18 protein-coding genes and 5 pseudogenes are annotated in these 23,585 nt (G+C 62.9%); 11 read left to right on the forward strand and 12 right to left on the reverse strand.

Annotated features, from left to right (window positions below; all coding sequences use genetic code 11):
• Nucleotides 1-19: 19 nt before the first annotated feature.
• The 6 genes and pseudogenes from LN139_RS12850 to LN139_RS12870 all read right to left on the reverse strand — a co-directional run bounded on the left by LN139_RS12850 (nt 20) and on the right by LN139_RS12870 (nt 8,196).
• The gene (locus LN139_RS12850; RefSeq protein ID WP_236354027.1) at nt 20-4,840 is read right to left on the reverse strand and encodes a dermonecrotic toxin domain-containing protein; all 4,821 of its coding nucleotides are present in this window, start codon (nt 4,838-4,840) and stop codon (nt 20-22) included.
• A 259-nt stretch (nt 4,841-5,099) separates the two neighbouring features.
• Nucleotides 5,100-5,413: pseudogene (locus LN139_RS25685) on the reverse strand (lactonase family protein).
• Entirely contained in the window at nt 5,397-6,278 is an 882-nt protein-coding gene (locus LN139_RS12855; protein ID WP_442964308.1) for a lactonase family protein, read from the reverse strand. The pseudogene LN139_RS25685 and the gene LN139_RS12855 overlap by 17 nt, the downstream one beginning before the upstream one ends.
• Before the next feature lie 49 nt (nt 6,279-6,327).
• Complete coding sequence (locus LN139_RS12860; RefSeq protein WP_236354028.1) at nt 6,328-6,594, reverse strand: DUF5629 family protein; 267 nt, start codon at nt 6,592-6,594, stop codon at nt 6,328-6,330.
• Between the two features lie 8 nt (nt 6,595-6,602).
• Complete coding sequence (gene cysB, locus LN139_RS12865) at nt 6,603-7,577, reverse strand: HTH-type transcriptional regulator CysB (RefSeq protein ID WP_236354029.1); 975 nt, start codon at nt 7,575-7,577, stop codon at nt 6,603-6,605.
• A 124-nt stretch (nt 7,578-7,701) separates the two neighbouring features.
• Nucleotides 7,702-8,196, reverse strand: coding sequence for a universal stress protein (locus LN139_RS12870; RefSeq protein ID WP_236354031.1), 495 nt, complete (start codon nt 8,194-8,196; stop codon nt 7,702-7,704).
• 271 nt (nt 8,197-8,467) lie between these two features.
• Here LN139_RS12870 and LN139_RS12875 point away from each other — a divergent pair, with 271 nt between their 5' ends.
• Entirely contained in the window at nt 8,468-9,544 is a 1,077-nt protein-coding gene (locus LN139_RS12875; RefSeq protein ID WP_236354035.1) for a 3-deoxy-7-phosphoheptulonate synthase, read from the forward strand.
• Nucleotides 9,545-9,592: 48 nt separating this feature from the next.
• On the opposite strand, the gene LN139_RS12880 is transcribed toward LN139_RS12875, so the two are convergent.
• On the reverse strand, nt 9,593-9,877 hold the full coding sequence (locus tag LN139_RS12880) for a GNAT family N-acetyltransferase (RefSeq protein WP_236354037.1): 285 nt from the start codon (nt 9,875-9,877) through the stop codon (nt 9,593-9,595).
• A gap of 372 nt (nt 9,878-10,249) precedes the next feature.
• Between LN139_RS12880 and oprI the strand changes: the two genes are divergently transcribed.
• Nucleotides 10,250-10,501, forward strand: coding sequence for an outer membrane lipoprotei OprI (oprI, locus tag LN139_RS12885; protein ID WP_097084901.1), 252 nt, complete (start codon nt 10,250-10,252; stop codon nt 10,499-10,501).
• Nucleotides 10,502-10,593: 92 nt separating this feature from the next.
• Here the strand turns inward: oprI and LN139_RS12890 are convergent.
• The 3 genes and pseudogenes from LN139_RS12890 to LN139_RS12900 form a co-directional block, all read right to left on the reverse strand.
• Nucleotides 10,594-11,548: pseudogene (locus LN139_RS12890) on the reverse strand (L,D-transpeptidase family protein).
• A gap of 99 nt (nt 11,549-11,647) precedes the next feature.
• Entirely contained in the window at nt 11,648-11,938 is a 291-nt protein-coding gene (locus LN139_RS12895; protein ID WP_236354039.1) for a hypothetical protein, read from the reverse strand.
• A gap of 55 nt (nt 11,939-11,993) precedes the next feature.
• Nucleotides 11,994-12,599, reverse strand: coding sequence for an arylesterase (locus LN139_RS12900; protein ID WP_236354042.1), 606 nt, complete (start codon nt 12,597-12,599; stop codon nt 11,994-11,996).
• 10 nt (nt 12,600-12,609) lie between these two features.
• Here LN139_RS12900 and LN139_RS12905 point away from each other — a divergent pair, with 10 nt between their 5' ends.
• Both LN139_RS12905 and LN139_RS12910 read left to right on the forward strand, forming a co-directional pair.
• On the forward strand, nt 12,610-13,293 hold the full coding sequence (locus tag LN139_RS12905) for an ABC transporter ATP-binding protein (protein ID WP_236354043.1): 684 nt from the start codon (nt 12,610-12,612) through the stop codon (nt 13,291-13,293).
• Complete coding sequence (locus LN139_RS12910) at nt 13,293-15,797, forward strand: ABC transporter permease (protein WP_236354044.1); 2,505 nt, start codon at nt 13,293-13,295, stop codon at nt 15,795-15,797. Before LN139_RS12905 ends, LN139_RS12910 begins: the two co-directional genes overlap by 1 nt.
• Nucleotides 15,798-15,802: 5 nt before the next feature.
• On the opposite strand, the gene LN139_RS12915 is transcribed toward LN139_RS12910, so the two are convergent.
• On the reverse strand, nt 15,803-16,618 hold the full coding sequence (locus tag LN139_RS12915) for a substrate-binding periplasmic protein (RefSeq protein WP_442964309.1): 816 nt from the start codon (nt 16,616-16,618) through the stop codon (nt 15,803-15,805).
• 177 nt (nt 16,619-16,795) lie between these two features.
• Here LN139_RS12915 and LN139_RS12920 point away from each other — a divergent pair.
• Nucleotides 16,796-17,352, forward strand: a pseudogene (locus tag LN139_RS12920) (exonuclease domain-containing protein).
• 63 nt (nt 17,353-17,415) lie between these two features.
• Nucleotides 17,416-17,697: a pyrimidine/purine nucleoside phosphorylase gene (gene ppnP, locus LN139_RS12925; RefSeq protein ID WP_236354045.1), complete on the forward strand. Its 282-nt coding sequence runs from the start codon at nt 17,416-17,418 to the stop codon at nt 17,695-17,697.
• Here the strand turns inward: ppnP and LN139_RS12930 are convergent.
• A pseudogene (locus LN139_RS12930) lies at nt 17,694-19,447 on the reverse strand (ABC transporter transmembrane domain-containing protein). The gene ppnP and the pseudogene LN139_RS12930 overlap by 4 nt on opposite strands.
• 92 nt (nt 19,448-19,539) lie before the next feature.
• Between LN139_RS12930 and LN139_RS12935 the strand changes: the two are divergent.
• From LN139_RS12935 to LN139_RS12950, 5 genes and pseudogenes are all read left to right on the forward strand, one after another.
• Nucleotides 19,540-20,082 (forward strand): dermonecrotic toxin domain-containing protein, encoded by a 543-nt coding sequence (locus LN139_RS12935; RefSeq protein ID WP_236354047.1) that lies wholly within the window; start codon nt 19,540-19,542, stop codon nt 20,080-20,082.
• A pseudogene (locus tag LN139_RS25690) lies at nt 20,025-20,366 on the forward strand (dermonecrotic toxin domain-containing protein); the annotation flags it as partial. The gene LN139_RS12935 and the pseudogene LN139_RS25690, both read left to right, overlap by 58 nt.
• A 66-nt stretch (nt 20,367-20,432) precedes the next feature.
• Nucleotides 20,433-21,821, forward strand: a complete 1,389-nt coding sequence (locus LN139_RS12940; protein ID WP_236354049.1) for a glycosyltransferase — start codon at nt 20,433-20,435, stop codon at nt 21,819-21,821.
• Nucleotides 21,782-22,264 carry a hypothetical protein gene (locus LN139_RS12945; RefSeq protein WP_236354052.1) on the forward strand — a complete coding sequence of 161 codons (483 nt, stop codon included), beginning with the start codon at nt 21,782-21,784 and terminating at the stop codon, nt 22,262-22,264. The genes LN139_RS12940 and LN139_RS12945 overlap by 40 nt, the downstream gene beginning before the upstream one ends.
• Nucleotides 22,265-22,426: 162 nt before the next feature.
• On the forward strand, nt 22,427-23,575 hold the full coding sequence (locus LN139_RS12950; protein WP_236354055.1) for a DUF4153 domain-containing protein: 1,149 nt from the start codon (nt 22,427-22,429) through the stop codon (nt 23,573-23,575).
• Nucleotides 23,576-23,585: the final 10 nt, after the last annotated feature.

The following is a 23,585-nucleotide window of genomic DNA, read 5'->3' on the forward strand; positions in this document are numbered from 1 at the left end:
CCTGAGCAATTCCTGGACGCTACACCAGCAGCGGAATGTCCCTGCCCAGACGAATGATCAATAAAGTCAGGGAATCCGCGTTGGCCAGTATCACATCGGTCCGCACACTGCGTCGGTTCTGGAACGCCAACCGCGCAGCAGCCAGATCGTGCGTATTGCTGAGCTGATAAAGCCGCTGGAAACCCAGGCTCTCCGCAACCAGATGCGGTGTTTTCTGCTGGATGTACTCAAGGTGAGCGAACAGGTTCAAGCTGGGCGTGGCATCGGTCATCAAGGCCTGGTTGCCGATCAGTTCATTGAGCCGGCCCGCTGTTATCCCTGAGCCAAGCATGTCGGTGAAGGCCCCGCTCGCTTCTACATAGTCGATATCGACCGTATCAAGTACTAGATGGGTCACTTCGTGGAGAATGTGGGCGGCGACGAAGTGGCAGCGGGCATCGAAACCCAGCTCCCCAGCACGAGGATTGATAGGGTCGAGCCAGGCCGGGTTGAACAGTTGGTTGGTCAGGAAGATTCGCTGGCGTTCATCTGGGCTGATCACGAAGGCCAAGGCATCCGGATGCTGAGGATGGTTGTGGCCGTAGATCCAACGCTCGCCTCGCCCGGTCCGCAAGCGTATCAGTTCACTGTGAAGTTGCTCGATCATCCCCTTGAGCCTCTGGGCCAGGTCGCTCTCCCATTTCTGAAAGTCTTCTGTGGTTTCAGACGCGCGAATGGGGCCGAACACGCTGGTGAAGCACTGCACCACCTGGATCTCGATAACCCCTGAAGGGCTCAAACGTTGCCAGGCGCGTGTAAGCCAGCGTGCAATCTGTGTAAGGGCTCTGTGCAGCAAGTCGGCATAAGCGGGATACTTGGCCCACAGAGCGCTTAGGCTGGCGGCCTGAATATTGAAATGTGTACCCACCTCAGCCAGCACCACATCCGTGGCACGCCCACAGGAACCAATGCATCCACCGCCTCGAAGGCCCAACCCCGCCAAGCGCCATTGCGCATCGGACACACGTTCGACCTGCGGCCCTTGAGGCTGCCCGGCCTTTACGATCCTCCACTCCTCTCCAGACCGTTCTACCTGAAATACCTTGCCACCCAGCACTATGTAGATGCTGGCTTGCATGTGGTAGGCGCCATCTGGTTGCAAGCTGGAGGCATCCAACGTCACCACCCGCGCCTCATAGGGCAACAGCCGCTGCCGCAGCTCAGCGTCCAGCCCAGTCACACGCCAGGAAAAATCGGGTGTTGCCACTACCTGGGGGACACTTGATTGAGAGCTCCCCGCCGAGCCGGAACTGGAACTGGAACTGGAACTGGAACTGGAACTGGAACTGGAACTGGAACTGGAACTGGAACTGGAACTGGAACTGGAACCAGATGCTGGCCCGGGAACGCCCGCTGTCGCTGCGGCAGTCGCTAAAAAATCCTCGAACACTTCGTTCCAACGCCGCTGGGATACTGCCTTGTAGAGCTTTTCGACATGCTTGATGACTTTCCATCCCCCGAACAAGCGGCGCAATGGCTGAGGCAACAACAGTGCGCCATGCTCGACAATTTTCTCGACCAGATCTCTGAACCTTTCCCAGCGGCTGCCGTTTCCATCGAACTGGCTGGAGGCCAGGCCTTGAATGATGTCGCGGATGTCCGCCAACAGGGTCGTAAGCGCGTTGCCTTCCAGCCAGTCGATGACGACATCGCCTATCAATGAGCGCTTTCTGACGCCGTGTTCTTGCTCCTCGTCAAGGCCATATTGCCGCAACAGGTTTTGCAACATGCTGGCATCGGCAAGAGTGGATTCGAAATCCTTCCGATCGGAGAACTCTTGAAAGGCGTCTTCAGGGTGATACAGACATAGCAGCACCATCGGCCCGCCCGCAGGCGAGTCGATCATCATGCAACCAGATATGACCTGCTGACCCACGCGGACCCGGCCCATTCTTACCGGGTCGGCTGGCAGTGTCGCACGGGCGATGGCATCGGGCGCGAGCACGATCCGCTCGACCAACTGCAACGCACGGTGGCTCAACGTGCCTTGCAGGTGCTGGACATGCGCCGCCAGGGACATCTGCCAGCTCAGCGCTTGAATGAGTTCACGCCCATCACTGAATACCTGCAGGTTCATCTGGGCATACAGCCAACGTGCCAGCGTCTTACCCCAGTCAATGTCGCGAACCAGATCATTGACGTCCAGTTGCGAAACCAGGATGGGCAAAGGCGTTCCGTCGATAGCGCGCAACTGGGCACCGGATGCGCCCTTCGGGCAATGCTTCATGGCGTAATCGATGAAAGAAGGTCCCGTCGTCCCTGGCAGCGCGTTGGCATCCACGACCATCAAACGCTCCGCCGCAGGGACTTGCCGTTCCCCTAACGCTGCCAGGTGGTGAGCCAGGCGTTCAGAGATGATCTGCCTGGGGCTGGGCATGCCTGAGAGAAAATCTCGATCCTGGCCCGGGGCGGCCAGTATTCTCCTCAAATGCCGCTGGAACACCTGCTTGTCATGATTGGAAGCATTGGGCCATTGCCCTACAACCAGTTGCTCCAGTTCCAACTGCCCCCACGCTTGCAGCAGGCGCGATATCGCCGGCTGCAAGGCATCGTGACGCATCGATGCGGTCAACATCGTACCGAATACATCGCCTGGCATCTTGAGCTGCCGCGCTTTTTGTACAAGCGGCTCTATCTCTTCGACACGGGCATTGGCCTCAAGTACCGTAAGCGCCCCACATACTCCCGTACGCAGCGGCTCGGGAAGCTCCAGGCGGGTGGGCTCGATGCTTTCACGGTGCAGCGGCTCGAGGACCAACGTGACTCCTGCAGGTAAGTGGTCTCTCCACACCTGAGGTTGCCCTCCTCCCAACAACTGATCGCGCAAAGTCCTGTCGGCCAGGGCAGCCAGCCAGTGGGCGAACAAGCCAGCCTGGCTGGCTGATTGCTCGAGGCCATTGACAGCCGACCAGCAGATCCAACTCTCCGCCAGCGTGTTTTCGGGTTGTAAAACCAATACCTCCCTGAGGCGCGCGCGTGAATGCCCGTCAGGGTCGACTGCGGTAAGGGTTCGAATGCTGCCCGACTGCCACAGCGCTTGTTCGAAAGCACTTAGTTGAGGGCCACCGATGCTCTGTTTTCTTCGGGCCAATTCAATGTCGAGGTCCATCAGCCTTTGCCGTGTCTGCTGCATCAGCAAGGCGTAGGGCCACCACCTACCGCCCTGACGGAAGCCGCTCCAGAGCAGCTTGCTCAACGACGCAGCCCATCGACTGAGCACCAAGGGTGCCGCGCGCCTCAGGGCTTCCTCGACCCATTCAAGCGGCGGAGCGGCCACCCGACCGTTCGTATTGCGCAATATGACCTTGGTGTGTTTTGGAAGTGGGCCGGGAGTTAACCCGGTAACGCGCTCCAGTAACGCGGCATGCAAGCTCAGTTGAAGAGCAGGTTTGCCTTGCACGGGCAGTTGCAGAAAAACCTGTGCGGCATCGAGCCCAGTGCCGAATATGACCAGCGATGGCTGCAGCAGCAACTCCACCAACTTGGAAACAGAAGTCCCGGCAAGGCTTTGCTCTTGGCGCCAGCTTCTGCAATTGGCGAGCAACGCGCGAATGTCAGCTTCACTGCTGGCCGGTTTGACATCGATGTCCACAGCCATCTGCTGCTCAGGGTCCGCGTCAAGCCACCGCCCGGCAATGTCGAATTCCGCCAGATAAGGGTCTATCAGATGACGAACATCGAGCACATTGTCGAACACCGCGTTGACGGCTGAATGCTCGGAACCCCTGGTGATCTCCAACGCAGTGATCAGATCACTGCGTTGTACATTGATCACAGACCGCAAGGCTGAACGTACAGGATCGGAAGTGATGGGCTGCAGTTTGAGTTCTCGGTCATCCGGCGTGTCGAGAAATTCCCGTACTGCCATTGCCAGGGTTTCGCGAGCCTGGGCGTCCACTGCGAGGGCTTGCAGCAATTGCGCACGATCAGAGTAGTACGTAAGCCCTCGGTCGGGCAGGTAAAGGATGCTCCCCAGCTCCGGATCGGAAAACGCCAGAACGCCTGCGAAGTTGTAGTCGATTTCCAGTTCCTGCGGCCCTTTGACTCGCATGATGGGGCAAGATATCTCCAACTGCAGCAGCGGTCGTTCCAGCAAGGCCTGGCCAGCTGCAGGCCAGCTGACGGAGGCTCGTCGCTCAAGCCAACACTCAAGGAACGCATCCCGGTAAACCCGCTCGAACGCAACGTACGCAGGGCCGTTGAGCATCCAGAACAGATCGATCAGGGACAGAATAACGTCTACTCCACCGTCGCTTTCCACCGAAGGCATCCTGCCAAGGCAATCAACCGCAACCTCGATTCCCTGGCTTCTCCAACGTAGCCAGGAGAGCTTCTGGTTGGCGAATACATCACCCACCAGAGGCTCAAGGGTGGCCTGTACAAGCGGCGCATCGGGCTCCTGCGCAGGGACGCCGGCGATCGCAGTCACACCCGTGGGTAACGTGATCTTCAAGCAGGTGGTCTCGATACCCAGGCCATTGAGATAGTCCAGCAGCGATCTGCCGTGTGAAAACCTTTTGACCCCGCTTCCCAATGTATAGAGGTAGCACTTATGGACACCGGCGCCCTCAGCCCCATCAATTACCAGAGCGCCAGCCAGAGAAGGTGCACCTGACAGGATTTCACTGAATTTCAGAACATAAATGTGCCCATTGAAACTGGGCAGCCTCAAAACAGCTGCCGTCAGGTCACTCTGTTCTGTCGAGCTTAGCTGCTGGGCATTCACAGCTTGCTGAAGCGTTGCAAGGAATGCCGAACGCAAGTGTGTGGGTTCGAAGAATCTTGTGTTGAGATCAGGCATATTCAGGCTCTTTATAGAAGGAGCCTGAAATCATCCGGGCCTGCCATCACTCAACGGCACTACTTGTTTAGGCTCTGTATGAAATGTATTCCAGCGAAGGCCAGGCAAGGCGAAAACAGGGGAGGAAGCGGAGTTTACTGGTTGTAAATGAGCATTCCGACCGGGCTCGCGATCGAGCCTGTTTTCAACGCGGCATGGGCGAGCTGGGATGCATTTCGTACAGAGCCTAGGGCTTTCAGGTGAGAAGCTCGCCCTTGGGTCACCCTGCTGGCCGAGCGCTCAGGAACTTGAGATCCGAAGGTGCGTCCTGGGCGAATTTCTGCACAGTGTGGCCGAGCAGCCCGGTCCTGGGGTCGCGTTGCATGACTACTATCGAGTTGCTTTTCTGGTTGGCAACCAGCAGATAAGCACCACTGGGGTCAAGCGCAAACTCCCGGGGTGATCCCCATCGACAGCACGGCGCTGCACCATTTTGAGCGTGCCGTCTTCAAGGTTCACCGCGTACACCACGATCTGGTTGACCTTCCCGCGATTGCTTACATAAAGAAAATGACCGTCAGCCGAAAGATGCACAGCTCCCCCGGCCCCCTGTACCGGGCCGCTGCCTTCGGCCAGGTCCAGCAATTGTTTGGCGAATCAGGTTGCCCGCACGATAGTCGAACACTGCGACCTGAGCGCTCATTTCCAGCACAAGGTAGGCCTGCTTGCCGCTTTTGCTGAACAGCAGATGCCGCGGGCCGCTGCCGGGTGGGAGAATCACAGAGCTCGGTGCGGCGGGGTTGAGCGGGTAGTGGGCATTGGAGGGTGTGAACTGGTAGATGAAGATGCGATCAGCGCCCAGGTCGCTGGCGTAGACATAGTGGCTTCTGTTGGGCGACGACACCACCGAATGCACATGGCTGCTGGCCTGGCGCTCAGGATCGACGTGGCTGGCGTTGTGCTTGAACTGCTGCTCGACCTTACCCAGTTGCCCATTGTCGTCAACGGCGAGCACGGCCAGGCTGGCGTTGCCTTCCGGATGCACCGCATAGTTGGAAACGAAAACGAAATCGCCGTCGGTACTCAAGCTGACATGGGTAGGCTCATCGCCTTCGGTAGGCTGTTGGCTGATCAACGTGATCGTGTTGTCGGGCCCTATGCCATAGCTACTGACCTTGCCGACAGCATCTTTTTGCCCAGGCCCGTTCTCATTGGCTACGAACAGGCGGGTCTGTTTCTTGTTGATCGCAAGCCAGGAAGGGTTCTCGGCCGGCACCACCTGCACAGGCCGCGCGCTGATCTGCCCCGTGGCGCTGTCGAAGCGGTAGCGGTAGATCCCTTCGCTTGAACCTGCGGTGTAGCTGCCTACGAGCAGGTCGTAGCTGGGGGCTGCCTGGGCACTGGTGCCGGCAAGGCCGATACCGGCGGCCAGCAGTGAACTGACGATGGCTCTGAACATGACGAACGTCCCCGATCCTGAGAAAGTTACGCCACGGGCAGAGCCTGTTTCAGTCGGGGTCTTCGTCCGTGGCAGTGAAGGCATCAAGGCACGTCAAACGATGGACCCCGTCAGGACCGTCGATCAGCCAATGTCCCGCCTCGGGTTCGAACCGAGCGGCAGCAATCGACTCTGGGACAAAGTGCCAACGCCTGAGTTCACGGCCGTCCATGCATTCGATAATCAAACCTGATTTATCCAGAGTGAATTCGAACGCATGCAGATCATCGATCAACAGCATGTCTGCACTTGAAAGTGCGTCTTGCAAACCACCCATGAACACCTTCAGTGAAACGGTAATTCGACGCCCTCGAACAACTGCTCGAGTTCTTGCTTGTTGTGGCACGCGATTGCCTTGGCCATGACCTCGCGAGTCAGGTGCGGGGCAAAACGCTCGATGAAGTCGCACATGAAGCCGCGCAGGAAGGTGCCGCGGCGGAAGGCAATGCGGGTGATACTTGGCTCGAACAGGTGGTCGGCGTCCAATACCACAAGGTCAGGGTCGAGCTTGTCGTCCACCGCCATGCGCGCGACGATGCCGACGCCAAGCCCGAGGCGTACGTAAGTCTTGATCACGTCGGCGTCAGCGGCAGTGAACACCACTTTCGGCGTCAGGCCCTTTTCCTGAAACGCTTCGTCGAGCTTCGAGCGCCCGGTGAAGCCGAAGACATAGGTGACGATCGGGTGTTCAGCCAGCAGCTCAAGGCTCAACTTCCCGGCCTTGGTCAGCGGGTGGCCCTGGGGCACCACCACGCAGCGGTTCCAGCGGTAGCACGGCATCATGATCAGGTCGCCGAACAGCTCCAGCGCTTCGGTGGCGATGGCAAAATCGACTGTACCGTCAGCGGCCATTTCTGCGATCTGCATGGGCGAGCCCTGGTGCATGTGCAGGGCCACTTCAGGGTACTGCTTGATGAACGCGCTGATGACCGGCGGCAACGCATAGCGCGCCTGGGTGTGGGTGGTGGCTATGGAGAGCGTGCCCTTTTTCTCGTTGGAGAATTCCTGGGCGATCTGCTTGATGCTCTCGACCTTGCGCAGGATCTCGCCGGCGGTAGTGATGATCCGTTCCCCAGCTGGCGTTACACGGGTCAAGTGCTTGCCGCTGCGCGCGAATACCTCGACGCCCAGTTCGTCCTCGAGCAGACGGATCTGCTTGCTGATACCGGGTTGGGAAGTGTAAAGGCTCTGCGCGGTGGCCGAGACGTTGAGGTCGTGATGGGCGACCTCCCAGATGTAGCGCAATTGCTGAAGCTTCATGAGGTTCCCTCGGCTCGGAAGCACGCGGGCCATCCACGGCCCGTGGCGAGGCCATAGTGGCCAGGAATTTTTATAACTATATTTGATAGTCCGAGCAAGAATCTAGAACTATTTGGCGACTGGTTCAATGCTCGCTTGCCGTGCCAGGTTCAGGCACAAGGTAGACGGGAGTGGTAGATAACTGCAGCACCCGATGCGCAGTGCGGCCAATGGAGTGGGCAGCCCCTTGATTGCCTGAGCGGCTGCCGACCACGAGCAGGTCCACGCCCAGCTGGTTGACCTGATCGAGGATCACCTGAGCAGGGTCGCCCTGGCGAACCCTTACTGCGCGAATCAGTGCAAGGTCCTGGCCAGTATCACAGAGGTCTTCCCGAAAACTCTGCAGCACTCGCCGCTCGATATTGGCCATCACCTGAGTGACCCCGCCATCGTTGAACGCCCTGAACGCTGGCGCATCCAGATAGCTCTGCAACACCGACTCGGCGAAACGGCCCATGGGTTCCACAGCGTGGATCACGTACAAGTCAGCCTTGAAACTGCGCGCAAGAGCGAGCGCATGCTGCAGAACATAAGGCGCATATACCCCAAGATCGGTCGCGTACAGCATCGAGCGGATCATAGGACCTCCACCCAGATTCAAAGGCCGCCCAGCCGGGCGGTACAGCCTGAAGCTTAGCAGCGCTTGAGGAGCTTGCAGCAGTCGCAAAGATGGCTCGCTCAGACCGGGGCCGGCATACCGAGTTCAACCCATCTGCAGCCAACCCGCTCAAATGCGCCACCAAACAGCGGCCAGCCATTGCCGCTGGCTCACCGAACGCGCTAAGGTGCCCCACCCGCCAGCTTGTTGCCGCCACCTGAGCCGTGGCCGCCTGAATCCGAAGAGTACGCCGATGGCCGATTTACCAATCAACGACTTGAACGTCGCCTCCAACGAAACCCTCATTACGCCGGATCAGCTGAAGCAGGACATCCCCCTGTCCGAGGCAGCACTGCGTACCGTGACCGTGGGCCGCGAAACCGTTCGCAATATCCTCGACGGCAAGGATCATCGCCTGTTCGTGGTGATCGGCCCGTGCTCCATCCACGACATCAAGGCTGCGCATGAGTACGCGCAGCGCCTCAAGGCACTGGCGGCAGAGGTTTCCGACACACTCTACCTGGTGATGCGGGTGTACTTCGAAAAGCCCCGCACCACCGTCGGTTGGAAGGGCCTGATCAACGACCCTTACCTGGACGACTCCTTCAAGATCCAGGACGGCTTGCACATCGGCCGCCAGCTGCTACTGGAACTGGCCGAGATGGGCCTGCCCACCGCCACCGAGGCGCTGGACCCGATCTCCCCGCAGTACCTGCAAGATCTGATCAGCTGGTCGGCCATCGGCGCACGCACCACCGAATCGCAGACTCACCGTGAAATGGCCTCGGGGCTGTCTTCTTCGGTGGGCTTCAAGAATGGCACCGACGGCGGGCTGGCGGTGGCGATCAACGCGCTGCAGTCAGTGTCCAAACCGCACCGCTTTCTGGGGATCAACCAGCAGGGCGGCGTCTCTATCGTGACCACCAAGGGCAACGCCTACGGCCATGTGGTGCTGCGCGGCGGCAACGGCAAGCCGAACTACGATTCGGTGAGCGTGGCGTTGTGCGAACAGGACCTGGCCAAGGCCAAGGTCAAGCCCAACATCATGATCGATTGCAGCCACGCCAACTCCAACAAGGACCCGGCCCTGCAACCGCTGGTGATGGAGAACGTGGCCAACCAGATCCTCGAAGGCAACCGCTCGATCATCGGCCTGATGGTTGAAAGCCACCTGAACTGGGGCTGCCAGGCGATTCCGAAAAACCTTGAAGAGCTGCAGTACGGCGTCTCGGTCACCGATGCCTGCATCGACTGGAGCGCCACCGAGCAAAGCATCCGCTCGATGCATGCCAAGCTCAGGGATGTATTGCCCAAGCGCGACCGCGCCTGAGAGGCAGCACAATGAAAAACGCCGGGCTCGATGCCCGGCGTTTTTCATTCAATCGTGTTCAGCGCTGCCGATGCCCTGCCGCTCCATGTAGCGCTCGACGTATGAACACGAAGGTATCACCGTGTAGCCCATGTTTTTGGCGTAAGCGAGCGCCGTTTCTGCCAGCGCTGCGGCAATGCCCCGCCCGCGCAGAGCGTTGGGTACGAAAGTGCGATAGATGTCCAGCGTCTGCTGCCCCAGATCCATGTAGGTCAGGTAGGCGCGATGGCCGTCCACATTCACTTCGAATTGATGACCGGCCTGGTCGTGGTGGATAGCAAACGCCTCGCTCATTGCAACTCCTCGCGGGTCTTGTCGTTTAGACCGTTACCATACCGCTGTTTGCCAGTATGGGAAACCTCCCGCATGCCGCTGGCAAAGCCGCGATGCCCAACATGAGCATCAGACGCCGGCGGCGCCCGCAAGTCACCGCGCCCTCGCCAAGTTGCCGACAAAGGGCTGCAGGACAGGTATCAGGAGCCTGCGCGAGGTGAGCTGAACAGCGGCTGAACCCCAGCGCGCAAAGGTTCGAGGCGCGCAAAATTTTACGGCTTCTTGCACTGGCTCAGTTTACTTACTACAAGTAATGGGTAGTATGTGTGCCGGCCACTTTCTCACTTGTCAGAGGTGGCTACTTAAAATAGAAAGTTCTTGAAGGGGAACCCGATGAACAACGTTCTGAAATTTTCTGCTCTGGCCCTGGCAGCCGTTCTGGCTACCGGTTGCAGCAGCGCTTCCAAAGAAACCGAAGCTCGCCTGACCGCTACCGAAGACGCTTCCGCTCGCGCTCAGGCCCGTGCCGACGAAGCCTACCGCAAGGCTGACGAAGCACTGGCTGCTGCCCAGAAAGCTCAGCAAACTGCTGACGAAGCCAACGAGCGCGCCCTGCGCATGCTCGAGAAAGCTTCTCGCAAGTAATCCTTCGGGGTTCTTGAAACGCGAAGGCCGGCCCATTTCGATGAGCCGGCCTTCGTCATTTCAGGCGCCTGAGTTCGGTGGGTTCTACAGGCTCAAGGATTGCCCGCCTGCACCGGGCCACCTTCAGGTACACCGATTTCCACCGGCAAACCATCCTCGCCCCCGATCACGTCGCGCACGGTGTCCCAGTTCACCGTTACATGGCCGGACAGGTCCTTGCGATTGATCAGCGCGTTCACCACCGCCGCATGCTTGTCACCACTGGCCGGGTCGCCCTCGGCATCCAGCGGCGTGTGCGCTTCCAGGTAGAGCTTGCCACCGGCAACGCCAAACTTGTAAGGCTCATCGATGATACGCACCGGGGTGCCCACGGGCAGCACTTCGGAGAGTTCGAGCACGTCGTCGTTGTACATGCGGAAGCAGCCGTGGCTGGTGCGCGTGCCGATGCCGAACTTCATGTTCGAGCCGTGGATCAGGTAGCCAGGCAGGCCCAGGGTGAACTTGAAAGGGCCCAGCGGGTTGTCCGGGCCGGCCGGTACCACTGCTGGCAGGATCTCCCCTTCCTTGGCGTGCTCGGCGCGTACCGAAGCCGGCGGCGTCCAGGTAGGGCGAGGCGTCTTGGCGATGATCTTGGTATTGGCCACCGGCGAGCCCCAGCCCTCACGGCCGATGCCCAGCGGATAGGTGCGCACGGTACCGGTACCCTTGGGGTAATGAGTCGAGGCGGTATTCGGCCAGGTTGATCACCACACCTTCGCGCGGGCCGGGCGGCAGGATGAAGCGCGTGGGCAGCACGATCTCGGTGCCAGCCTTGGGCAACCAGGCGTCAACGCCCGGGTTGGCCGCGACCATCTCCAGATAGCCCAGGTCGAACTGGGTACCCAGGTCGGCGAAGGTGTCTTCGTACTTGGCCTTGATGGTCTGGACCTGGCCGACGATGTCCTCGCCAGGGGGCGGCAGGGGCAACTCCAGGGCAGCCACGGGCCCGGCGGCGACCAGCGCGAGCAGGGACAGGCAACGGCTAACGGCGGGAAAGCGCGGCAACATCCGAAACATCCTTTGCAGCATTGACAGGAAACGAACGGCAGATTGTACACCGCGCGCTGCGGTTTCAGGAGAGCCACGCTCGGCGGCCGAACCAACCGCTCACTGGGTTTCCAGGCCCGGCCACACCGGCCGCGTGCCTTTGCGCTGGGCCATCAGGATCGCACGGCACAGTGGGCACAGGCGGGTGTCGCGGTAAATCGCCTTTTGCACGCCGAACCAGCGCGGGCGCGAGGGCAGCAGCCCGCCACACAAGGTACGGTCGGCCGAGCCCTCCAGCTCCAGCTGGCGAGCGACCAGGTGCACGCGCACTTCCTGGCAGGCGAACAGGTCGAGCTGCTCGTCTGGCTCGATCAGATGGTATTGGTGCAGGGACCAGGCGGGTCGTGGCATGGGGCGCTCCGGAAGGGGGCGCAACCTTAGCCGAAAGCCCGCCGGGAGAAAAGCCTTACAGCAAGGGTTCGAGCGCCGGCCAGACGTTGTCGAGCAAGCGCTGCTGCGCTGCCTGGTTGGGGTGGATACCATCAGCCTGCATCAAGGCTGGCACGCCGCCCACGCCCTCGAGCATGAAGGGCACTGTGGGCACCTTCTTGTCATCGGCAACCTGGGTGAACACCTGAGCAAAGGCCTGGGTGTAACGCGGCCCGTAGTTCGGCGGCAGGCGCATGCCCAGCAGCAGTACCTTGGCGCCACTGGCACGAGCGCTGTCGATCATCTGCGAAAGGTTTTGTTGCAATTGGGCTGGCGGCTGCCCGCGCAGGCCGTCGTTGCCTCCCAGTTCCAGCACCACCAATTGCGGCGAATGCTGCGCCAGCAGTGCTGGCAGGCGGGCCAGGGCGTTGGCACTGGTGTCGCCGGTGATGGACGCGTTGACCACCGAGCTTTGCGGTTTGCGCGCGTGCAGGCGCTGTTCGAGCAGCGCAACCCAGCCGCGCGAGGTATCCAGCCCGAAACCAGCGCTGATACTATCCCCCACGATCAATACCGTACCCGCCGCCGCACCTTGGGCCAGAGCCATCAGCCCGAGCACGGCCAGCCACCTCCACATACGCATCGGACTCTCCATGAGCGCAAGCATTCTGACAGCGCGCCACCTTAGCAAAGTGGTACCCGGCGCGGAAGGCGCCCTCACCATCCTTCATCCGCTGGCGCTGGACCTGGCCGCAGGCGACAGCCTGGCCATCGTCGGTGCGTCCGGTTCGGGCAAGTCCACATTGCTGGGCCTGCTGGCGGGGCTGGATACCCCCAGCAGCGGCGAGGTCACGCTGGCTGGCAACAACCTCACCGAGCTGGATGAAGACCAACGCGCGCGCGTGCGCGCCGAGCAGGTGGGTTTCGTGTTCCAGGCATTCCAGTTGATCGACAGCCTTACCGCACTGGAGAACGTGATGCTGCCGATGGAGCTCGAAGGCAAGCCTGACGCGGCCGGCAAGGCACACGCCCTGCTCGAGCGGGTCGGCCTGGGCCACCGGCTCAGGCACTGGCCGCGCCAGCTCTCCGGTGGCGAACAGCAGCGGGTGGCAATCGCCCGGGCATTTGCCAGCGAACCGGCGGTGCTGTTCGCCGACGAGCCCACCGGCAACCTTGACAGCCATACCGGCCAGCACATCAGTGACCTGCTGTTCGAGCTCAACCGTGAACGCGGCACCACGCTGGTACTGGTCACCCACGATGAACGCCTGGCCAGCCGCTGCCAGCGCCATATCCGCCTCGACGCCGGCCGCCTCGTCGCCGCCACGGAGGCCTGATGCTGCGCCTGCCCCTCTCACGCCTGCTGAGCCTGGCCGTGCGCCAGCTGCGCCGTGATGCCCGCGCCGGTGAACTGCGGGTACTGTTCTTCGCGTTGTTGGTGGCGGTGGCTGCCAGCACCGCCATCGGCTATTTCGGTGCCCGCCTCAACGCTGCCATGACCCTGCGCGCCAGCGAATTCCTCGCTGCCGACCTGGTGCTGCAAGGTAGCGCCGAGCCCGCCCCGGCGCAGGTTGAAGCCGGCGAGGCGGCCGGGCTCGAGCACGCCCGCACGGTCGAATTCACCAGCGTCGTGGCCACCGACAATGGCATTCAGCTCTCCAGCGTCAAGGCTGTGCAAGCGCCCTACCCGCTTCGCGGAACGCTCAAAAGCAGCGCGCAGGCGTATGGCTCCGAACAGGCCGGCGGCCTGCCGGGCGCGGGTGAAGTGTGGGTAGAGCCGCGCCTGCTGGCAGCGCTGTCGTTGAAAGTGGGCGACAGTGTGGACGTCGGCGCCGCGACGCTACGCATCGCCCGCGTGCTCACTTACGAGCCCGACCGTGCCGGCAACTTCTACAGCCTGACCCCCAGGGTGATCATGAACCTGGCTGACCTGCCGGCCACTGCGGTTTTGCAGCCCGGCAGCCGCGTTACCCTGCGCGACCTCTGGCGTGGCACGCCTGAGGCGATCGAGAAATACCGCGAACAACTCAAAGCCGGCCTCGCACCGAATCAGCAGGTGCTCGACGCCCGCGACAGCAACCGGCAGATCGGCGGCGCGCTGGGCAAGGCCGAAAGCTACCTTAACCTGGCGAGCCTGGTCGCCGTGCTGCTCGCCGGGGTTGCCGTTGCGCTCTCGGCCAATCGCTATGCGCAGCGGCGCTTCGACCTGAGCGCACTGCTGCGCTGCCTGGGGCTGGCCCGGCGGGAGGCGCTGGTGCTGTTCGCCGTGCAACTGGCATTGCTCGGTGTGCTGGCCAGCGTCGCCGGAGCACTTCTTGGATGGGGCGGGCAGCAGGTGCTGTTCAGCCTGCTGGCCGGCTTGCTGCCGCCGGACATCCCCAGTGGCGGCCTCGCGCCAGCGCTGAGTGGCATTGCCACCGGGCTGGTGGCATTGGCCGGTTTCGCCCTGCCCCCGCTGGCTGCCCTGGGCCGGGTGCCGCCTTTGCGCGTACTGCGCCGTGACCTCGCACCGCGCGCCCCGGCCAACTGGCTGGTGCAAGGCGCAGCATTGCTGGCGCTGGGGCTGATCATGTGGCGGCTGTCGTTGAACCTGCCGTTGACGCTCGCCCTGCTCGGCGGTGGCGCGCTGGCGGCACTGGTGTTGGGCGCCGCACTGGTGGCCAGCCTGCGCCTGCTGCGCCGCTGGCTGGCCCGCGCCCCGCTCGCCTGGCGCCTGGGCCTTGGGCAATTGCTGCGCCACCCTACCGCCGCCGCCGGCCAGGCCCTGGCCTTCGGCCTGATCCTGTTCGCCATGGCGCTGGTGGCGTTGCTGCGCATCGAGCTGCTCGACACCTGGCAAAAACAATTGCCCCAGGATGCACCGAATTATTTCGCCTTGAATATCCTGCCCGCCGAGCAGCAAGGCTTCGCCGATCACCTGAAAACCCTCGGCGCCGTCGCCGCACCCATGTACCCGGTGATCCCGGGCCGCCTGGTGCAGATCGACGGCAAACCGGTCGAGCAGGTGGTGCAGGCCGACTCCCGTGGCGAGCGCGCCACCCAGCGCGATCTCAGCCTGACCTGGGCCGCAGAGTTACCACCAGGCAACCGCATCAGCCAGGGCCAGTGGTGGCAGGCCGGCCAAACGGACGCACTGCCTGGGGTGTCGGTGGAAGCCGAACTTGCCAGCAGCCTCAACCTGCGGCTGGGAAGCGTGCTGATCTTCAATGTCGGTGGCAGCCAGCGCGAGGTGCGCGTCACCAGCCTGCGGGAGGTGAACTGGGACAACTTCCAGCCCAACTTCTTCATGATTTTCCAACCCGGCACCCTGCAGGGCCTGCCGGCGACCTACCTGACCAGCTTCTACCTGCGCCCCGGCCAGGATGCGGCGATCGTCGGGCTGGCACGGGCCTTCCCGGCCACCACGCTGCTGCAGGTCGAGGCCATTCTGGGGCAGCTGCGTGGCATCCTGGCCCAGGTCACGCTGGCGGTTCAGTTCGTGTTGCTGTTCGTGTTGGCGGCAGGGGTCACTGTACTGTTCTCGGGCCTGCAGGCCACACTGGATGAGCGCTTGCATCAAGGCGCACTGCTGCGCGCACTGGGCGCCCGGAGAACACTGCTTCAGCGCGCACGGCGCATCGAGTTCGCGCTGCTGGGCGCGGCAAGCGGCGTGGTCGCTGCGGTGGCATGTGAAGCCGCGAGCTGGGCGCTGTACCGCTTTGCGTTCCGCCTGGAATGGGCGCCGCATCCCTGGTTGCTGGTGCTGCCGGTGCTGGGCGCGGCACTGATCGGCGTGGCCGGTTTGCTTGGCACCCGCCGCGCGCTCAATGCAAGCCCGCTGGTGGTGCTGCGCGAGGCGTGAACGGCTCAGGGCGCGGGGTGCATGACCACCTGCGCGCCCACCGGGTAACCCAGCACGGCGATGCGATAGGGGTCGAAGATGCGCGCCAGTTCGCCACTGTCGGCCAGTTGCTTGAGCAATTGGCCAAACTGCTTGCCATCGATGGGCGCGCCGGGGCGGATCAACGCGAAGTGATGGTAGATCTGGTCGATGCGTTGCGACACCAGAAACTCACCGGCAACGTCAGAGTTGCGTTTCAGGAAATCGCTCAGGTAAGAGCGCGTCACCAGGGCGACATCGGCACGGTTGCGCAGCACCATCATCAGGTTGCTGTCGTGGGAATAGGTCAGCGTGGCCTGGTATTGGGTGGCAAGAAATTCCGGGTCGGCATCGAAGTTGGCGAACGCATAGTGATAGCCGCTGAACAACGCGAGCCGCTTGCCGGTGAGGTCTGCGAAGTAGCTTTCATCACGACCTGGGGCCGTGCGGGCCACGAACACCTCGGCGTCCTCCAGGCCCATGTCGACGCTGCTGTAGCCCAGGCCTTGCCACCCCCAGTCGGGGTTTTCGAAGATGGCCATGTCGGTACGGCCCTGGCGAAAGTCCTGGAACCTGCGCGGTATGGAGGTGGGCACCAGCACGAAACGGTACTGCTGTTGCACCTTGTTCAACGCCTGTACCAGCTCCGGCAACAGGCCGGTGTCTTCGCCTTTTTCAGGGCGAATGGTGTAGGGCGGGAAGTGCGCGGCGCCGATGTGGATGTCTTGCTGAGCGAGTGCCGCGTTTGCCAGGCCCAACAGGGCCGCACCCAGCAGCAGAGCGCGAAATGGCTTGAATGTCACAGCGAAGGCACCCGCCTGCTTAGGTCGTTGAAAGTCGGCATTCACAAAGGTCTGACAATATCACAATGCAACCAATGCGCACCGTCCATCTCGTCACGGTACCAGCAGGTGTCGGAACCTTTGCCGCTTGGCTAGGCTCTAGCAAAGGAACCTCACCCACAAGGACGCCCATCGATGATCCCGCGCTGGCTGGTGATCGACCTGGAGGCCACCACCGACGAAGGTGGCTGGCCGGTCGCGGAAATGGAAATCATCGAGATCGGAGCCTGCCTGGTCGACGACAATGGGCGTGAAGTCGCGCACTTTCAGCGCTTCGTTCAGCCCCAGCGGCGCCCCTTGCTCACCAGTTTTTGCCGGCACCTGACCCATATCACCCAGGCCGATATCGACACGGCCGCCTCGCTGCATACCGTGTGGCCACAATTCGAGCGCTGGCTCTGGCCGCTGCGCCAGGGCCTGGCGGGCTGGGCCAGCTGGGTGACTACGACCGCCAGCAACTGTTGCTGGCCTGGGACGAATATCAGCTCGACAGCACGCTGGCGCAGCTGCCCCATATGAACCTGAAGCAGCGTTTCGCAAAGGCTCGCCACCTGCCCCGCCCCACCGGCCTCAACGGTGCCCTGCAACTGGCCGGCATGGTGTTTTCCGGGACACAGCACCGGGCGCTGAGCGATGCTCGCAGTACTGCGCGCCTGCTGCCGCTGGCGCTGCCTACGGCGCGCGAAAGCGGGTGACTGCCATTACCCCCTTGGGCATACTGGGCGTCGTTTTGCCACTCTCAAGCCAAGGAAAAGCCCATGTTCAAAGTGAATGAATACTTCGACGGCACCGTCAAGTCGATCGCCTTCGGCACCGCTGAAGGCCCCGCCACCATCGGCGTCATGGCCCCGGGCGAATACGAGTTCGGCACTTCGCAGAAGGAGATCATGCACGTGGTCAGCGGTGAGCTTCTGGTCAAGCTGCCCGACAGCACCGGCTGGGAAACCTTCGCCGCCGGCAGCCAGTTCAACGTACCGGCCAACGCCAAGTTCCAGCTCAAGGTATCAGTCGATACCGCCTACCTCTGCGAATACCGCTAAGCCGTCAATTGCAGGCTGGCCAGGCGCGCATACAGCGGGCTCTGCGCAAGCAGCTGCGCATGCGTACCTTGCGCAACCAGCCTGCCCTGGTCGATGACCGCGATGCTGTCGGCATGCTGTACCGTCGCCAGGCGGTGCGCGATCACCAAGGTCGTGCGGCCGGCCATCAAGGTGGGCAGCGCCTGCTGAATCAGATGCTCACTTTCGGCGTCCAGGGCGCTGGTCGCCTCGTCCAGCAACAGGATCGGCGCATTGCGCAGCAGCGCCCGGGCGATGGCGATGCGTTGGCGCTGGCCACCTGAAAGCCCTACACCCCCTCACCCAGCACCGTTGCATAGCCCTGCGGCAGCCGCTCGATGAATTCATGGGCGTGCGCGGCCCGCGCGGCCGCCTGCATCTGCTGCGCCTCGGCGCCCTCGAGGCCATAACGGATGTTCTCTTCCACACTGCCTTGAAACAGCGCCGGCGCCTGGGCCACCACGGCGAATGGCTGGCGAGCCTCGTGCACCGCCAGTTCCGCCAACGGCACGCCGTCAAGCAGGATGCGCCCGCCCTGTGGGTCGTAGAAGCGCAGCAGCAGGTCGAACAAGGTCGACTTGCCCGCGCCCGAAGGCCCTACCAGCGCGAGGGTCTGGCCGGGAGTTACCTTGAGCGTCAAGCCGTCGATGGCCAGCACGCCCGGCCGGGCTGGATAGGAGAAACGAATATCTTCAAGGCTCAGCGCACCCCGCACGGGGTGTGGCAGCAGGCGGGGCTGCGCAGGCGCCAGGATCTCGTTCCTGGCAGCGAGCAGTTCACCGATCCGCTCGGCCGCCCCCGCCGCCCGCTGCAACTCGCCCATCACCTCGCTCAGCGTGCCGAACGCGCTGCCCACCACCAGGCTGTAGAACACGAACGCTGCCAGCTCACCGGCGCTGATACGCCCGGCCATTACATCATTGCCGCCCACCCACAGCATCACCCCAACTGCGCCCAGCACCAGCACGATCACAGCGGTGATCAGCCCAGCCCGCTGGCGGATGCGCAGGCGTGCAGTGTCGAAGGCCTGTTCTGTGACGGCGGCGAAGCGCTGGCGGTCGTGAGGTTGATGGTTGTAGGCCTGCACCGTCTTGATCTGGGTGAGGGTCTCGGACACATAGCTGCCCACATCGGCAATCCGATCCTGGCTCTGCCGCGACAATGCCCGCACCCTCCGGCCGAACAGCAGGATCGGCGCCAGCACCAGCGGCAGCGCGAGGATCACGATGCCGGTGAGCTTGGCATTGGTGACGAACAACAGCGCCACCCCGCCAATCACCATCAGGCCGTTGCGCAAAAACAGCGACAGCGACGAGCCGATCACCGACTGCAGCAGCGCGGTATCGGTGGTCAGGCGCGATTGCACCTCGGAGCTGCGGGTGTGCTCGAAAAACCCCGGATGCAGGTCGATCAGGTGATCGAACACTCGCCGCCGCAGGTCAGCCACCACTCGTTCCCCAAGCCAGGACACCAGGTAGAACCGCGTGTAGGTGCCAGCCGCCAATGCCAGCACCAAGGCCATGAACAGCACCATCACCTGCTCCAGTGCCTGGGGCGAACCGGTCATGAAGCCGCGGTCGACCAGCAACCGAATGCCCTGCCCCATCGACAGTGCAATGCCGGCGGTAACCACCAGCGCCAGCAACGCTGCCAACGCTCGGCCCCGGTAAGGGGCTATCAAGCCAAACGCCAGGCGCAGTGCGCGCCGCTGGCGGCCATCGAACAAAGCCATCGAACCTCCCTGGGTGCCAAATAACCACATCATGCATCGCCCGGCCGTGGGCCACCTTGCCCGCCCGTTCAACAGCCGAACCAAGGTGCAACATGCCCACCAACACCCACACCAACTCGCTTGCCCGGCGCTTTACCTCGACACTGCTTGCCAGGCTCCCCCGCCCCGACACCAGCGCCACCGAGGCGATACGCCAATGGGCACTTGCCCAGGGCCACAGACTGGACCCTGCACAGGTTGACGCCGTCACCCTGCACTACCAGTTCTGGGAGGGCCAATGGTACGGCCAGGTCGTCGAACGCATGCCGTTGCCAGAGGCGGTGATACGCAACTGGCAAGGCGAGTCGGACAATAACCTGCTGGGTGCGCTGTTTCACAGCCCTTGGGGCGGCCACCTGCCGACCGAGCCGCTGACGATCGTCGACCGCCTGCCACACGTGCATGATCCCCTGAGCCTTGAGAACACCGGCAACTACCACGTGTTCAACGGCCTTTATCGGCGGGCCGCCGGCGGCACATACGGCCCAGCGCAGCGTGTCGGGTTTCGGCCGAGGCCTTTCAGGCCTTTATCCAGGCGCTGGACTTTCACACGCCCTACACCCGCGCGCTCAAGGCATTCTGGGCCGAACACCTGAATGATTATGCGCTGGCCGCCAAGGGCTCGTTCATCGCAGCCTGCAACAAGCAGGTCGCCGAAGGCAGCCTCGGTGCCGCCGGCCAGCAGCTGGCCTGGCGCGCAGCAGGGCTGGCGGGCGCCGACCAGCCGCCGCCTCAGGCAATCGCGCTGAACATCTACGGCTATTCGGCCACCGATATCCTCTGCATTCGTGACGCTGGCGAAAAGCGGCTGCTGCTGTATATCCCAGGCAATGCGAGCCCGCTGCATGAATTCCCAGACGCCGCGAGCCTGAAGGCCTGGGTCGCCCAGCAGTGCCGCGATGCAGGCACACGCCAGGCGCTGCAACAGCACTTCCCGCTTTCCAGCGTGCCGGACGGGCTCAGCTACAGCGGCCTGGAAACCGTGCTCCAGGGGCTGGGCATGTTCCCCGAGGCCCATCATTTCCCCACCGACCACTCAGGCTTTGCTACCAGCGGCTTCTGGGATCCGCAAACCTATGTGAACTACAAACGCAGCGAATACAGCCCACTGCTCATGGGCGATCTGTTCAACAATCTGGCGCAGCGCCAGCGCGCCCGCAGCCTGGCCGACGCCGACTGGGAGATCACCACCGACACCCAGGTGCGCAAGGCGCGCTGGGCCGCTTACCTGAACGATGCGCTCAACGCACTCGGCCCGCTGACGCTGCTGCTGCCGGAGGCCTCGTTGTTGCTGGCCGCAGGCGGCATTGCCGAGCTGGGCCTGGGTATCGATCGCCTGGTGCACGCCCATAACCTCGCCGAAGAGGCTCAAAGCCTGGGCCAGGCCAGCTTCGGCCTGCTCAATGCCACGCCGCTTGCCGAGGCTGCGCTGAGTGCCGGCGCCAAAGTCTTCACCTTCAAGAGCGGTGAATTCATCTGGCCTGAAAACATCAACGGCCAGTGGGGCTATCCTCTGAGCCCTGTCGACCCGCCGCGCTTGCCCCCGTTGCGGGCCCATGACTTCTTCTGCGCCACCGACACCCTCGCGCCGCTGGCAGAGGCCGACGCCGGCGTGAGCCAGGCCGTGGTGCGCATCACCCAGCCGCGCGGTGCGCCCGATGAACTGCACAGTTTGATCGGCAATGACGTCACCCGGTTGCGTTATGACCTTGAGTTCAACGCCTTCGTGTCGGAACTGGACCTGAACGAAATCAACCACCCGTGGTATGTGAGTGCAGGCCCGGGCAGCCACGCGCTGGCCGTCCAGGCCTCGGAGCCGGTGGCAACCGATGCCCAGCGCCTGGCCACGCTGCGGGCCTTGGGCAACGACCTCGCGCTGCCGGTGGACTACCCGGCGCTGCTGCCTTCCCAGGCAACGCCCATCCCACGGCAGGTCTGGGGTATCTGGGTCGGCGAGCACCTGATCGGCGACGACCTGCTGGACACCATCGCCGCCAACGCCACAACCCTGGAGAAGATCGGCTACCGCAATCGGCTGCTGCTGACCCGGGCCAACCCGCAGCGCTACCAGCAGAACCTCGAAGCACTGGCGCTCAAGGCGCCGGGCCTGGAAGTGCTGCCACTGGAGGAGCAGCCGTTCTACGAGGCCTTCCGCCAAGGGCCGATGTTCGAGCAATACCAGGCCGCCATCGACGGCAACGGCGGGGTGGCGACCAACTATGCCTCGGCCTCTGACATATTGCGGTACCCGCTGCTGCACAGCGAAGGCGGCATCTACAAAGACCTGGACGACCTGTGGTTCGACTCGCCGGAATTCCCGAAGGGCCAACGCTGAACGCCAGTACCGATGGCCTGATCCTGCACCTGCCGGTGTCGAACGAGCTGCTCGGGATGCATAACCAGTACAACACCAGCATCATCGGCAGCCACGCTGGCAACCCGACGCTTGAGGCGGTTTCCCAGGAGATGCAGGCACGCTGGCAGCAGGCGCGTGACTTCTACCACAGCCGGCCCTCACAGGAGGCCGACCCTGAGGCGTTCAGCCAGTACGCGGCGCGGCTCAATCGCCTGACCGGTCCCGGCGTATTCAACGACGTCATAGACCAGCGGCTACCGGCGCTCTATCAATTGCGCCAGTATTTCAACCTGATCGCGATGCTGCCGCTCAATGTGCGCGGCGTGCTGGATATCGACAAAATCAGCGAAGCCATGGCGCAGCACATGACGTTCATGTTCTTCACCGAGCCAGGCGCTTTACATAGCTGGACTCACACTTGAGCACGCTCAGCCGCCTGAAGCCGCTATGATCCGGCGGTTTTCTGCCTGAGCCCTCAACCCCATGAAACTTCCTCATTCCACCGCCCTTCGCAGGCCGCTGATCGCGGGCCTGCTGGGCGGTCTTGTTATGCCGCCCTCGACACCTGGCACGAAGCCGGTAGCTTGTTTGCCGCCCTGTGTGCGCTGGCACTGTTGCTGGGAGTGCTGAAACGCCACGATTGGCGCATCACGCTTGGGGCGTTCGCCCTGTTGCTCGGCGTGGCCGCCTGGCAACAGAACGCAGCGCTGCGCCACGGGCAGGACTGGCTGGTGACGAGCACGATGCTGGTCGTGCTGCTGGCGCTGCCACTGCTGCAGGCCTGGGCCCAAAGGCGCGAAGCGCCCCCGCCCGAACCTTTGGCCGAACGAGCGCTGGGCCACGCATGGCACCTGCTGTTCACTCTGCTGATGACGCTATTGCTGCTGATGGCCTGCTGGCTGCTGCTTGCCTTGTGGGCAAAGATGTTTTCGCTATTGCACATCCGCTGGTTCGAAAGGCTGTTCTTCAGCACCACCGTGTTCCCGCCGGTCGCCTGCGGGCTGATCATCGGCAGCAGCGTTGCACTCTGCCAGAACGCCACCCAGGCCAGTGGCTGGCTGCGCAACCTGCTCGGCCAGTTCGCCTGGCTCCTGGCACCTTTGCAGGGGCTGGCGTTGCTGGCATTCGCGCTGGCGGCCCTGGGCCTTGGGTTGCGGCCTTTGCCCGACTGGGCGCCAGGCGCCCTGCCGCTCTCGGCACTGGCGCTGACCATGCTGCTGCTCGACGCCATGGCCCACAGCCGTGAACACACACCGTTACCACGCCCCGTGCGGGTGGTCACCGCTGCCGCGCTGGCGATCACCCCGTTGCTCGCACTGCTGGCGGAACTGGCCATCGCAACACGGGTGAGCCAATACGGCTGGACCCCCACGCGCGTCCTGGCAGCAGTAGCCGCCGCCTTCGCCCTGTGCTGGGGCCTTGGCTGGCTGGCCGCTCATATCCGCCGCAGGCAAGGCCGGCCATGGTCGCCTGCGACACCGAGCATGGCCGCGCTTGGGCTGGGCTGGCTGCTGGTGGTTGCCCTGCTGAGCCCGCTGCTGGACCCGCAACGCATTGCGGTGAACAGCCAGATGGCGCGCCTGGAAAACGGCGGGGCCCGCGCCGATGACAGCGTACTGTGGCTGTTATACAAGGCAGGCGCGCCTGGCAAAGCTGCGCTAGCAAAGCTGCGCGAAATCCCCAGTGGCTCGAGAACCCCGTTCTGCAGGCCACAACGCTGGCCGGGCTGCTAGGCAGCCCCGG

This window comes from Pseudomonas sp. KNUC1026, assembly GCF_021650705.1.
Lineage (GTDB): Bacteria > Pseudomonadota > Gammaproteobacteria > Pseudomonadales > Pseudomonadaceae > Aquipseudomonas.

Bases quoted from the DNA above. Each gene is read 5' to 3' on its own strand.
- cysB (WP_236354029.1), bottom strand. From the start codon at position 7,577: ATGAAGCTTCAGCAATTGCGCTACATCTGGGAGGTCGCCCATCACGAC.
- LN139_RS12880 (WP_236354037.1), bottom strand. From the start codon at position 9,877: ATGAGCGAGGCGTTTGCTATCCACCACGACCAGGCCGGTCATCAATTC.
- oprI (WP_097084901.1), top strand. From the start codon at position 10,250: ATGAACAACGTTCTGAAATTTTCTGCTCTGGCCCTGGCAGCCGTTCTG.
- LN139_RS12875 (WP_236354035.1), top strand. From the start codon at position 8,468: ATGGCCGATTTACCAATCAACGACTTGAACGTCGCCTCCAACGAAACC.
- LN139_RS12870 (WP_236354031.1), bottom strand. From the start codon at position 8,196: ATGATCCGCTCGATGCTGTACGCGACCGATCTTGGGGTATATGCGCCT.
- LN139_RS12855 (WP_442964308.1), bottom strand. From the start codon at position 6,278: ATGTTCAGAGCCATCGTCAGTTCACTGCTGGCCGCCGGTATCGGCCTT.
- LN139_RS12905 (WP_236354043.1), top strand. From the start codon at position 12,610: ATGAGCGCAAGCATTCTGACAGCGCGCCACCTTAGCAAAGTGGTACCC.
- LN139_RS12935 (WP_236354047.1), top strand. From the start codon at position 19,540: ATGCCCACCAACACCCACACCAACTCGCTTGCCCGGCGCTTTACCTCG.
- ppnP (WP_236354045.1), top strand. From the start codon at position 17,416: ATGTTCAAAGTGAATGAATACTTCGACGGCACCGTCAAGTCGATCGCC.
- LN139_RS12895 (WP_236354039.1), bottom strand. From the start codon at position 11,938: ATGCCACGACCCGCCTGGTCCCTGCACCAATACCATCTGATCGAGCCA.
- LN139_RS12850 (WP_236354027.1), bottom strand. From the start codon at position 4,840: ATGCCTGATCTCAACACAAGATTCTTCGAACCCACACACTTGCGTTCG.
- LN139_RS12910 (WP_236354044.1), top strand. From the start codon at position 13,293: ATGCTGCGCCTGCCCCTCTCACGCCTGCTGAGCCTGGCCGTGCGCCAG.
- LN139_RS12900 (WP_236354042.1), bottom strand. From the start codon at position 12,599: ATGCGTATGTGGAGGTGGCTGGCCGTGCTCGGGCTGATGGCTCTGGCC.
- LN139_RS12860 (WP_236354028.1), bottom strand. From the start codon at position 6,594: ATGGGTGGTTTGCAAGACGCACTTTCAAGTGCAGACATGCTGTTGATC.